General features: G+C 63.7%; 9 protein-coding genes. 4 read left to right on the top strand and 5 right to left on the bottom strand.

Features of this window, described 5'->3' with window-relative positions:
* Positions 1 to 3 precede the first annotated feature (3 nt).
* Genes HGP13_RS20150 through cpaB form a run of 3 tightly spaced genes read right to left on the bottom strand, consistent with a single transcriptional unit; the run spans position 4 to position 2,680 of the window.
* On the bottom strand, positions 4 to 273 hold the full coding sequence (locus tag HGP13_RS20150; protein WP_172228483.1) for a hypothetical protein: 270 nt from the start codon (positions 271 to 273) through the stop codon (positions 4 to 6).
* 4 nt (positions 274 to 277) lie between these two features.
* A complete protein-coding gene (locus HGP13_RS20145; RefSeq protein WP_172228481.1) occupies positions 278 to 1,723 on the bottom strand; it encodes a type II and III secretion system protein family protein in 1,446 nt (481 codons plus the stop codon).
* A 30-nt stretch (positions 1,724 to 1,753) separates the two neighbouring features.
* Complete coding sequence (cpaB, locus tag HGP13_RS20140) at positions 1,754 to 2,680, bottom strand: Flp pilus assembly protein CpaB (protein WP_246707072.1); 927 nt, start codon at positions 2,678 to 2,680, stop codon at positions 1,754 to 1,756.
* Positions 2,681 to 2,917: 237 nt separating this feature from the next.
* Here cpaB and parE point away from each other — a divergent pair, with 237 nt between their 5' ends.
* Both parE and HGP13_RS20130 read left to right on the top strand, forming a co-directional pair.
* Positions 2,918 to 4,975: a DNA topoisomerase IV subunit B gene (parE, locus tag HGP13_RS20135; RefSeq protein ID WP_172228479.1), complete on the top strand. Its 2,058-nt coding sequence runs from the start codon at positions 2,918 to 2,920 to the stop codon at positions 4,973 to 4,975.
* A 43-nt stretch (positions 4,976 to 5,018) separates the two neighbouring features.
* Positions 5,019 to 7,085, top strand: coding sequence for an FUSC family protein (locus HGP13_RS20130; RefSeq protein WP_172228477.1), 2,067 nt, complete (start codon positions 5,019 to 5,021; stop codon positions 7,083 to 7,085).
* Here HGP13_RS20130 and HGP13_RS20125 read toward each other — a convergent pair.
* A complete protein-coding gene (locus HGP13_RS20125; RefSeq protein ID WP_172228475.1) occupies positions 7,082 to 8,206 on the bottom strand; it encodes a DUF2336 domain-containing protein in 1,125 nt (374 codons plus the stop codon). The two genes, HGP13_RS20130 and HGP13_RS20125, sit on opposite strands and share 4 nt — an antisense overlap.
* 153 nt (positions 8,207 to 8,359) lie before the next feature.
* On the opposite strand from HGP13_RS20125, the gene HGP13_RS20120 reads away from it, so the two are divergent.
* Both HGP13_RS20120 and HGP13_RS20115 read left to right on the top strand, forming a co-directional pair.
* Entirely contained in the window at positions 8,360 to 8,812 is a 453-nt protein-coding gene (locus HGP13_RS20120) for a MaoC family dehydratase (RefSeq protein ID WP_027045910.1), read from the top strand.
* Positions 8,812 to 9,693 carry a CoA ester lyase gene (locus HGP13_RS20115; RefSeq protein ID WP_172228473.1) on the top strand — a complete coding sequence of 294 codons (882 nt, stop codon included), beginning with the start codon at positions 8,812 to 8,814 and terminating at the stop codon, positions 9,691 to 9,693. Before HGP13_RS20120 ends, HGP13_RS20115 begins: the two co-directional genes overlap by 1 nt.
* Here the strand turns inward: HGP13_RS20115 and HGP13_RS20110 are convergent.
* Entirely contained in the window at positions 9,690 to 11,591 is a 1,902-nt protein-coding gene (locus HGP13_RS20110; protein ID WP_172228471.1) for a hypothetical protein, read from the bottom strand. The genes HGP13_RS20115 and HGP13_RS20110 overlap by 4 nt on opposite strands.
* Positions 11,592 to 11,725 lie beyond the last annotated feature (134 nt).

The following is an 11,725-nucleotide window of genomic DNA, read 5'->3' as shown; positions in this document are numbered from 1 at the left end:
GGGTCAGTTGGCCGTGGTCGTCTGCGATGCCTTCGAAGCGGCGGCCTGATCGGGCGTGATTGGTCCGGCGTCGCCACGCTTGGCAGGTACGAGAAGCCTCGTATTCTGGACGCCGTATTTCCACGGATCGACCATCTGCATGACGGTGTTGGCGGCCTGCGCGTTGCCCGGGCCGATCGTCACCCCTTCGCTGCGTGTGTAATCGTCGCTGGTGCAGCCACCGGCCAAACCGGCAAGAAGCAAGGCGATGCTCGATCTCAAGATCAGTCGCATGGCTTCAGTCCTTCGGCAGGTCGAGGAAATGCCCGACCGTGGTGGCGGGGGCGGTCCGTGCGGCGTTGCCATCGGCCATCGCCAGCGCGCGACCGGTGTCCGACGCCTTCACTTCCTCGGTGTTGTTGAGGAAATAGTCGACATTGCTGGCCGGCTGCGAACCATCTGTCGGCACGGCCATTTTCTTCGACGGATCGACCGGCTTGACCAGATAGGGCGTGACGAGGATGACCAGGTCGGTTTCGCGCCGCTGGTAGGATTTCGACGAGAACAGCGATCCGAGCACCGGCATCTTGCCGAGGCCGGGAATGCGCGACGTGGTGATGTCGTTTTGCGACTGCAGCAGTCCTGCGATCATGAAGCTCTGGCCGTTCTTCAGGTCGACCGAGGTCTTGGCACGGCGCACGGTGAATCCCGGCACCGAGATGTTGCCGATGTTGTAGGACGCCGACGCATCGATCGATGAGACTTCCGGCGCGATGTCGAGGCTGACCAGCCCGTCCTTGAGCACTGTCGGCGTGAAGTCCAGGCTGACGCCATATTTCTTGTAGCTAACGGAGATCTTGCCATTGTCCTCCGAAACCGGGATCGGGAATTCGCCGCCGGCGAGGAAGCTCGCGGTCTCGCCGGAGCGGGCGATCAGGTTGGGCTCGGCCAGCATGCGGGCAAGGCCGCGCTCCTCCAGCGCCTTGACGGCGACGTCGATCGAGAGGCCATTGGACAGCAGCCGGCCGATGATCTCGCCGGTTCCGGCCGCCGCGACGGTGCCTGGATCGATGGTGACATCGCGCCCGCCAAAGCCATAGGCGAAATTGGCGCTGTATTTTGCACCCAGATCCTGACCCGCCTGCCGGTTGATCTCGACAAAGCGGACATTGAGCTGGACCTGCTGCGACGACGAGATGTTGACCGAATTGATCACATCTTCCTTGCCGGAAAAACGCGTCGCGATCTGGTTCGCCTTCTCGGCGGCGACCGCGTCATCGGCCTCGCCCGACAGCACGACACGGCCATTGGCCGAACCGACCTTGATCTTGGCGTCCGGCACGCTGGCGCGGATCGTGCTGGCCAGTTGATCCGTGTCGAGTGTCACCTCGATGTCCACGGTGCCGACAAGCTGCTTTTTCTCGTCGAACAGGGCTATGCCGGTGGTGCCGAGATTGTTGCCCAGCACATAAAAGGATTTGTCGGTCAGTGGATTGACGTTGGCGATCTCCGGATCGCCGATGACGATCTGGTAGAAGGCGGCACTCGTTATGATCGTCTTCGGCTTGCCCTTGGCGACCTTGATCGACGCATTCTTGGTCGCCGAGACATAGACGATGTCATTATCCGCCTTGGCCGCCCCGGACAGAGCGAGAATGCCGCTCGCAGCCAGTGCAACCGCCATCGCCAGGGTGCGCCCGAAGCGCAACCGGCCCGTCATTCGATATTGGGTACGCATCAACATTGCCCTGTCCCGTCCGGTCCCCACCGGCCTTCACTTCTGGTCGCGCGCAGGAACCTGGTATTCCTCGGCCTTCGTGCCGCGCGTCACGATGACCGTCTTGAATTTCGGCTTCTCCGGCTCCTTTGTCATCGCATCGAACAGCGAGCCGGCCGCTGCCTGAGCCTTGGCCGCCACCGATCCGCCGAACGAAGAGATGGTGGTGACGCCGTTCTTGCCGTCGCCGCCTTCGCTGGCGGAGCGCAGCGACAGCGACAACGTGCCGACGGTGCGGGCAAGCGCCACTTTCTGCGCGCCCTCGGTCGTGACCTCGATGGTCACGGAATTGGTCACCTGAGGCGTCGTCTGGCGCACGTCGGCACCCTGGCCGACACTCAGCACCTTGGCATCGGCGACGACGATTTCGGAGGTGATGGTCGAACCGGCCGCACCTTGCGCGTTCTTGGCCACTTCCTGGATTTCGCCGGCATCGCGCGTCAGCACGACATCGACGCGGTCACCCGGCGTGACAAAGCCGCCGACACCGGCGATCTCGTCGGTGCGGATGGTGACCGCCCGCATTCCGGGCGTCATCATGTTGGAGAGCGTCGCGCGGCCGTTCGGCCCCGACAGCTTGGTCAGCAGCACCGGTTCGTTGACATCGATCGGCGACAGCACGACGCGGCTGCCTTCGCCCAGCAACCCATCGATGGTGGGAAAGGCACCTTGCGGGAGGGAATCCTGCGGCCACGGGATTTCACTGAGCTTGGCGCGGTCGAGTTCCATGCCGTAGCGCAACGGCGCGTTGGCCACCACGATGGTCTTGAACTCGATCCTGGGCGCGGCGGGAGCGGGTATCGACGCCGTTTTCTCACCGGCATCAGCCTTGGCCTGGCTCTTGACCCAGAAATCCGCGGCAAAGATCGAGATCGCGCCGAAAACGGCGGCGATGCCGATCATCGTTATGGCCTTGCCCCTCACGCCGAAACCCCTGATGCCCGTCGTTTCTTGTTATGTTGGGCTCACGCTAGGCTGGTTTGTTAAAGAATCAGGAATGCGCAACGCCTGCATCAGACCTATTTCCGCCCGCTTGGTTATCGAATGGTTTTAGGATAAGACGGGTCAAATCCCCGAACGTAACAGGAACCTCCGTCGCTTGGCGCCGCAAAGCGTGGCAGTATCGGCGGGTGATTCGCAGCATCGGACCCGATGGCAGGCATGGACGACAACAACGATCTCTTCGGCAATATGGACAAGCAGCCGCAGCCGGTTCGCACACCCGCGCGCCCGGCGGATCCGCTGGTGCAGGCGGCGGCTAGGCGTCCGGCCGCGACCAAGGATGGCAGCGAGGGTTATAGTGCCGCCGACATCGAGGTGCTTGAGGGCCTGGAGCCGGTGCGTCGCCGGCCTGGCATGTATATTGGCGGCACCGACGACAAGGCGATGCACCATCTGTTCGCCGAGGTCATCGACAATTCGATGGACGAGGCGGTCGCCGGCCATGCCACCTTCATCGATGTCGAGCTGTCGGCCGACGGCTATCTCGCCGTCACCGACAATGGTCGCGGCATTCCAGTCGACCCGCATCCGAAATTCAAGAAGCCGGCGCTCGAAGTCATCATGACGACGCTACATTCGGGCGGCAAGTTCGACTCCAAGGTCTACGAAACCTCGGGCGGCTTGCATGGCGTCGGTGTGTCCGTCGTCAACGCGCTGTCGGATCATCTCGAGGTCGAAGTCGCGCGTGGCCGCCAGCTCTATCGCCAGCGCTTTTCGCGCGGCGTCCCGGTGACCGGCCTGGAGCACCTCGGTGAGGTCCACAACCGGCGCGGAACCAAAATCCGCTTCCATCCCGACGAGCAGATTTTCGGCAAGGGCGCGGCCTTCGAACCGGCGCGGCTCTACCGTATGACGCGCTCGAAGGCCTATCTGTTCGGCGGCGTCGAAATCCGCTGGACCTGCGATCCCTCGCTGATAAGGGAAAAGGACCAGACGCCGGCCAAGGCGGAATTCCATTTCCCCGGCGGCCTCAAGGACTATCTCAAGGCATCGCTCGGCGACGACTTCCAGGTGACGCGCGAAATCTTTGCCGGCAAGAGCGAAAAACAAGGCGGCCATGGCTCGCTCGAATGGGCGGTGACCTGGTTCGGCGGCGACGGCTTCATCAATTCCTACTGCAACACCATCCCGACCGGCGAAGGCGGCACGCATGAAGCCGGCTTCCGCAACGTGCTGACGCGCGGACTTCGCGCCTATGCCGATCTCGTCGGCAACAAGCGCGCCTCGATCGTCACCTCGGAAGACGTCATGATCTCGGCGGCGGGCATGCTGTCGGTGTTCATCCGCGAGCCGGAATTCGTCGGCCAGACCAAGGACAGGCTGGCGACGATCGAGGCCATTCGCATCGTCGAGACCGCGATCCGCGATCCGTTCGACCATTGGCTGGCCGACAATCCACAGGAAGCCTCGAAGCTGCTTGAATGGGTGATCGCGCGCGCCGACGAGCGGGTGCGCCGGCGGCAGGAAAAGGAAGTGTCGCGCAAGAGCGCGGTGCGCAAATTGCGCTTGCCGGGCAAGCTCGCCGACTGCACGCAGAACGCCGCGGCCGGCGCCGAACTCTTCATCGTCGAAGGTGACTCGGCCGGCGGCTCAGCCAAACAGGCGCGTGACCGGGCCAGCCAGGCCGTATTGCCGCTGCGCGGCAAAATCCTCAACGTCGCCAGTGCCGGTAATGACAAGCTGGCCGCCAACCAGCAGATATCGGATCTGATCCAGGCGCTCGGCTGCGGCACACGCTCAAAGTACCGCGACGAGGATTTGCGCTATGACCGCGTGATCATCATGACCGACGCCGACGTCGACGGCGCCCACATTGCCTCGCTGCTGATCACCTTCTTCTACCAGGAGATGCCGGCGCTGGTGCGTGGCGGCCATCTCTATCTGGCGGTGCCGCCGCTTTACTCGATCCGGCAAGGCGGCAAGGTGGCCTACGCCCGCGACGATGCACACAAGGACGAGCTTTTGCGCACCGAGTTCACCGGGCGCGGCAAGGTCGAGCTTGGGCGTTTCAAGGGCCTGGGCGAAATGATGGCCGCGCAGCTCAAGGAAACCACGATGGATCCGAGGAAGCGCACGCTGCTCAGGGTCGATGTGAACGAAATCGATTCAACCACCAAGGACAGGGTCGATGAGCTGATGGGCACCAAGCCGGAAGCTCGCTTCCGCTTTATCCAGGAACGCGCCGAATTCGCAGCGACGGAAGTGCTGGATATCTAGTCGTTCGCCGGTCCATAACAGGCTCAGTTGCGGAGACGAGCATGTGACCTGGGTGCGGCTGAAGACCTATTTCGAGACGAGTTTGGCCGGGCTGACACAGCCGACGCGCTCGGACTGGATTTTCGCCCTGCGCACCGTTTCGGCCGGCCTGATCGCGCTGCTGGCCGCTTACGCGCTGAAGCTCGACCACCCGCAATGGGCGATGATGACGGTGTTCATCGTTGCCCAGCCCGTCGCCGGCATGGTGCTGGCGAAGGGCTTCTACCGCTTGCTCGGCACGCTGGCCGGCGGCATCGCGGCGATCGGCATCACCACGGTATTCGGCACCAACCCATGGGTGCTGGTGACCGTGCTTGCCGTCTGGATCGGCATTTGCACCTTCGTCTCGTCACTGCTGCGCAATCCCGAAGCCTATGGTGCTGCCCTTGCCGGCTACACCGCGATGATCATCGGCCTGCCGGCCTTCGGACAACCACATCTCGTCGTCGACCTCGCGGTCGCGCGCTGCGCGGAAATCGTGCTCGGCATTGTCTGCGCCGGCCTGACCAGCCGGCTGATCCTGCCAAAACTGGCCAGCGACGCCATCATCTCGCGGCTGAAACGGTGCATTCTCGATCTCGCCACCTACGCCGCGGGCGCCTTCTCGGGAGGTGATACCGCGACACTTTCCGCACTGCATCGTAAACTCGTCGCGGACATCCAGACACTGGGCGAAATGCGCGCTTATGCCAGACTGGAAGCGCCGAGTTTCGCGCCGCGCGCCCACCCGGTGCGGCGCACTATTGGACAATTGCTCTCGGCCCTGTCGGCGGCACGCGCGCTGCATTCGCATGCTGCCCCGAAAAACGCCGCACTCATCCCGGTGCGCTCGGAATTGCATACCCTTGTCAGTGAACTGGCGGACAAGCCAGGCGCGCTGGAAGATACTGCACCATGGGTGACACGGCTCGACGCGATCTCGGCCAAGGCCCGGCAAATTCCCGATGCCTCGGTCGACCAGGGCGACGACAGGGTCGGCACCATCACCCGTCTCACCATCGCCGCCGATTTCGCCGAGGCCTTCAAGCAGGTGCTGCGCGGTCTCGACGCCTTGCGCGCTCCCGTCACGCGCCCGGTTCGCGGCAGCAGGCAGCCTGCTCTGGTGGTTCACCGCGACTACCCCGGCGCATCGCGCAATGCCGTGCGCGCCGCCCTTGCCACCTTGCTGGTCGCGGCCTTCTGGTTGACGACGAAATGGTCCGAGGCAGCGGGCACCGTCATTCTCGTTGCCGTCGTATCCAGCCTTTTCGCCTCTCGCCCCGATCCGGTGCAGGTGTCCTGGGGCTTCTTCAAGGGAACGCTGCTGGCCTTGCCCTTTGCCTTTCTCGTCGGCCAGATCGCGATGCCTGCCCTGCCCGGCTTCGGCTGGTTCGTCCTGTTTGTCGTGCCGATCCTGGTGCCAACGGCGCTGGGCATGGCCAATCCGCGCTATGTCGGCGTGGCCACGGCCTTTGCCATCAACTTCCTCGCTTTCCTCAGCCCGCATCAGGCGATGACCTACGATCCCGGCCCGTTCTTCGCCGGCTCCGCGTCGGTGCTAGTCGGTATTCTGCTGGCGATCGGCGTCTTCATCTTGGTGCTGCCCGCCGATCCGTGGCTCGCGGCCAATCGCATCGTGCGCGCCATGCGCGAGGATCTGGCGCGGCTTTGCCTGCATGAGCGCGTGCCGAGGCGTTCAGCCTTCGAGAGCCTCGCCTATGATCGGGTCAACCAGCTGATGCCGCTGGTACAGAATTCCGGCAGGAAGGGCGACGCGGTTCTGGGCGGCGGCGTCGCCGCCGTCACGGTCGGCCTGGAGATTCTGCGGCTGCGAGGTGCTGGCCAAAACCACGCTATCCCATCCGAAGCCGCACTTTCGATCGCCAACTTCCTGAGAGGGCTGGCGCGCGAATTGCTGTTCCGCGCCCCCGGCGATCCGCAGACGGCGACCGTCGCCGTCGCCCGGCAATATGCGGCTGGCATCGCTGAGCGAAATGCCCCTGGCGACCTGCTGCAGGTCGCGGCATCGTTGCGCATCATTGCCGCGGCGATGGAGGATTTTCCGGATTTTTTCGCCAGGGATAAGGACTAGGCGGCTGCGATCGCCAGCGCATGACCGCGCGCGTTCTCGCGCAGCGCGTCGAGATGGATCGACTTGATCAGCGCGGCGAGATCGCCTTCGGCTGATTGCCCGCCGACCTCTTTCAGCATCAGCCAGCTGACCTCCTGTACACCGGCAACGCGCTTGCCGTTGGCCACCTCCCGCCAGATTTTCAGCGCGCGCAGGATGATTGCGTGGGTTCCGGCGGCAAGACCGGCGCTACGAAACAGCGCCTGCAAGGCGACATCGTGCCCACCGGCCAGCAGCGCCCTCACCCTTTGTTCGGACTGCTGGCTGAGCGCCACCAGCGCCGACCCGAAGAAATCGACCTTGCCATGGGCGATGGTGCGGATGAGGAAACTGGCGGTGAGATCGCCGCGCAGGCGCAAATGTTCGATCAGTGCGGAATGTTCTTCCTGGCGCGTACCCTCGATCAGCGTCACCGAGGCCTTGACGCAGGCATCGCGCATGACGCGGTCGGCACGCGCGGCGCCCATCAACGCCATGACCAGCGGTGATGTCTTCAAGGTCTCGCCAAGCTTGATAAGCAGCATGTGCCGGCATTCGGCAGGCAGCCTGATATCCGATATCAGCGCCTCGCGCACCAGAGGCAGATGCCCATGGCGTTCGGCCATGCGGCGGAAGCTGAGCGATGCGATATCGGCGCCGCTGTTGGCGAGCAGAACGGCGCAGGCTTCAGCCTCGCCTATTTCGGCGATGGCCGCCGACAGCGCCATCGAGACAAGCGGACGGTCGGCGATCAGCTTCTGCGTGGCCTTCTGGCTCGACGCCACGCGGTTGATCAGGTCGGCATCGGTGAGCAGCGGTGAGCGCGCCAGCACGACACCGGCGACTTCGGGCTGGTCGGCGGCCAGTGCACTGATGATCTGCAGCGGCGCGTGGTGGCTCATGGAGAGCGCCTCGGCCATTGCCAATCGAACTTTCGACGAGGCATCGTCGAGCAGCAGCGTCAGCGCCGCCTCGGCGGCGCAGCGATCCTCGAACGGCAATTCGGAATTCACATAGGCCCGGGCCAGCGCGTTGGCCGCGGCGGCGCGCTCGGACACTCTTGCCGTGTAGATCCATTTCAGGAAATGCGAAACAACAACCATGCCCGTCTGCTTACGCCCCTAGCCGGAAGGTTTCCGGCCCCGCTGAGGACGGTAGGCAGAAATGGTTTACGAACGGTTCACCATGTTCATTAACTGGCTTGCGAGCGCTGGATGCAGCGCCTATCAACCGTCAATCAGCGCAGGAGACTGAAAATGGCCGGGCTATATCTCGAGGAGTTCGTCGTCGGCCATGTCTTCCAACACACGCTGCGCAAGACCGTCACCGAGAGCGACAACATGCTGTTTTCGGTGATGACGCTGAACCCGCAGCCGCTGCATATCGACTTCGATTTCGCCGCCAAGAGCGAGTGGGGCAAGCCGCTGGTCAACTCGCTGTTCACGCTCGGTCTGATGATCGGCATTTCGGTCAACGACATCACCGTCGGCACGACCGTCGCCAATCTGGGCATGAAGGAGACCGTGTTTCCTCATCCGGTCTTCCACGGCGACACCATCCGCGTCGAGACCACGGTCATCTCGGTGCGCGAGTCCAAGTCGAAGCCCGATCGCGGCATCGTCGAATTCGAGCACCGCGCCTACAACCAGAATGGCGACCTCGTCGCCAAATGCACCAGGCAAGCGATGATGCTGAAAAAGGCCGCCTGATGCGCTCGCTGCTGTTCGTTCCCGGCGATTCCGAGCGCAAGCTGGAAAAGGGATTTGGCGCCGGCGCCGATACGGTGATCGTCGATCTCGAGGATTCCGTGGCGCCGCAGAACAAGGTGCTGGCGCGCGAAATCGCGGCGCGCTTCATCGCCGAACGCAGGGGGCAAGCCGGCTCGGCGATCTACATCAGGGTCAACGATCTCTCGACCGGGTTGACGGACGACGATCTTGCAGCGCTCGTCCCGGTGAAGCCGGACGGCATCATGCTGCCCAAGTCGAACAGCGGCCAGGATGTGCAGCAGCTCTCGGCAAAGCTCAGGGTTCGAGAAGCGGAGAACGGCCTGCCTGACGGTGCGATCAAAATCCTGCCGATCATCACCGAAACCCCGATGGGTGTGCTCGCGGCCGCGACCTATGCCGGCGCCAGCGCGCGGCTCGCCGGCCTCACATGGGGCGCGGAAGACCTCTCGGCGGCGATCGGCGCACGCTCAGCCCGCGACGAGCACGGCCGCTATACCGACGTGTTCCGCCATGCTCGCCTGATGACCATCCTTGCGGCCGGTGCCGCGGAGGTCGATGCGATCGACACCGTGTTCCCGAACTTTCGTGACATGACGGCCTTCACCACTGAATGCACCGAGGCCGAGCGGGACGGCTTCACCGGCAAGATGGCGATCCACCCCGATCAGGTGCCCGTCATCAACGCCGCCTTCACTCCTTCGGCGGAGGCTGTGAAACACTCCCAGGCAATCGTCGACGCATTCCAGGCAGCCGGAAATCCAGGCGTCGTCGGCATCGACGGCAAGATGTTCGACCGCCCGCATCTGCGGCTGGCCGAACGGCTGCTGGCAAGGGCCAAGGCGGCAGGGGTTTCCGCTTAATCCCGCGCCAGCACGATGATCCGGTCCTCCGGCAGATAGGCCAGCGCTTCCGACTTCAGCGGATTGACGGTGACGCCGCCTAGCGCCCGTTGGTCGGTGTCTCCGGCGCGGATGCGGCGGTATCCTATGGCGATCTCGCCACGCAGCCGCGCCGATTCGGCGATCGTCCAGAAGGTCAAGGGCTGGTCGATGGCGACATAGTCGGCGACCGGGCGCATGTAGATTTCGGAGCCTTGCTCGTCGAGCAAATCGTCGAAGATCGCGGCGAGATACTGGTTCTCCGACGCCTGCGCCAGCATCAGACTGACGAGCCTGTTGCTGACGACGAAATCATCGGCCTTGGTCACCGCGGCAAGCTCGCGGTTGCGCACGTCGATCATCTCGCTGACGATCGAGATGTGCAGGCCCGCATCATCGGCGATCTTGCGCAGATGCAGCAGCGTCACCAGTGTGCGCGTATCGGCCGGCTGCGCTGCCATGGTTTCGCTGTAGCCGAGGACGAGCACGTGGTCATAGGAAGGCACGTCCAGGCTTACGAGTGCCGCGCTGCTCGACGTGTCGGTGATGCGGCAGGTAACCGATAGATTGTCGCCGGCGACCGGCAGTGCGGCAACTTCCTGCTCGAGGCCGGGTGTGTCGGCGGCGATGGTCAGGATCGAACCAGGCGCGACATAGCGCGACAGTTCATAGGCGATGATCGGGCCGCGCCGGTTCCAACCGAGGATCAGCGTACGCTCCGGCTTCGCCTCGACAGGCCGCGGCCCGCGGATCGCCGCTGCATCGACCTTGGCTCCAGTGCTTCCGAGCTTAATCGCGGCATCGTCTTCGGCGATGATGATGGCGCGCATGTCCTTGCCGATTACCAGCTCCGACGACGGGTTGAGATTGACGCGCCCCTTTTGGTCGCAAAGCCCGATCAGTGCGCAATGCTCATACGCCATCACCGCCTCGCCGAAGGTCTTGCCGGTGAGATCCGGCTGCGCGGTCGTATAGATTTCACAGCCGTCGAAATCGAGCAGCTCCGAATAGACGCCGCTCAGGCCCGATTGCCGGCTCGAATGCACGACGATGCGCGAGATCAGCTGGTCGGCCAGCACTAGCTGCACCTCGACCCCGCCGACGACGCGGGCAACCTCGGCATTCTTGCCATCGCGGATCTCGGCGGCGATGTTGTAGGGGTCGGTGCGCCGGTTCGGATCGTTGACCAGCGCCAGCACCGTCTTGATGACCTGCGAATCCGGATCGTCGCCGCCCGGCGACAGCACGACGACCGACCGCGAGGTCTGCGGATTGACGATGGCCAGATCATAGAGATCGGTCGGATCGCCACTGCGGCAGATGATGCGCGTGTTGCCCAGCTTGCCCACCTTGTTCGCGATCTCGTCCTCCATCTCGACCTTGTCCATATTGGCCATGACGACGATGCGCGGACGACGGCGGCTGGCATTGGCAATGACGAGTTCGGAGATGACGTCGAAGATCGACGGCGACCAGTTGAGGATGATGGTGTGATCGGCCTCCAGCACGCGCGACCGGCCCTTGCGCAATTCATCGAGCTTGCCGTCTACGCCGGCGCTGAGCACGCCGATGAGAGCCGACACGACGAAGATGCCGGCAAGCGTGACGACCAGCATGACGAGACGGAAGGCCCAGCCGGTATCGCCGCCCATCGTGCCGGAATCGAGCGTGCGCATCAGCGATTCCCAGAACGCTTCGAAAAAGTTCAGTGGCTCGCCGCCCTCCGGCGCGATGCGCGTTACCGCAAGGAAAGCCGCCGCGGCGATGATGATCAGCAGGGAAACGACGGCAAGCCAGCCGATCAGCGCGATTGGGCCGGCGGCCATGCTCTTGTCGAAGCCGTAGCGCAGCCGGGTTCCCAGCGAGTCTCGTTTCTTCATGCCGCCGGTGCCCCCGCACTATCCCCAAGGTCGATGCGCCAACGCAACGCCGAAGTCGCTCTCTTAGCCTGTGTTCAGGTGAAGGGGAATCGCTTTTCGCGTGTTCACGGCTAGGAATGGATCTCTCTGCCGCA

It is taken from the genome of Mesorhizobium sp. NZP2077 (genome assembly GCF_013170805.1).
Taxonomy (GTDB): Bacteria; Pseudomonadota; Alphaproteobacteria; order Rhizobiales; family Rhizobiaceae; genus Mesorhizobium.
This window is presented reverse-complemented; position numbering and strand designations above follow the sequence as displayed.

Bases quoted from the DNA above. Each gene is read 5' to 3' on its own strand.
- HGP13_RS20150 (WP_172228483.1), bottom strand. From the start codon at position 273: ATGCGACTGATCTTGAGATCGAGCATCGCCTTGCTTCTTGCCGGTTTG.
- HGP13_RS20145 (WP_172228481.1), bottom strand. From the start codon at position 1,723: ATGTTGATGCGTACCCAATATCGAATGACGGGCCGGTTGCGCTTCGGG.
- parE (WP_172228479.1), top strand. From the start codon at position 2,918: ATGGACGACAACAACGATCTCTTCGGCAATATGGACAAGCAGCCGCAG.
- HGP13_RS20125 (WP_172228475.1), bottom strand. From the start codon at position 8,206: ATGGTTGTTGTTTCGCATTTCCTGAAATGGATCTACACGGCAAGAGTG.
- HGP13_RS20120 (WP_027045910.1), top strand. From the start codon at position 8,360: ATGGCCGGGCTATATCTCGAGGAGTTCGTCGTCGGCCATGTCTTCCAA.
- HGP13_RS20115 (WP_172228473.1), top strand. From the start codon at position 8,812: ATGCGCTCGCTGCTGTTCGTTCCCGGCGATTCCGAGCGCAAGCTGGAA.
- HGP13_RS20110 (WP_172228471.1), bottom strand. From the start codon at position 11,591: ATGAAGAAACGAGACTCGCTGGGAACCCGGCTGCGCTACGGCTTCGAC.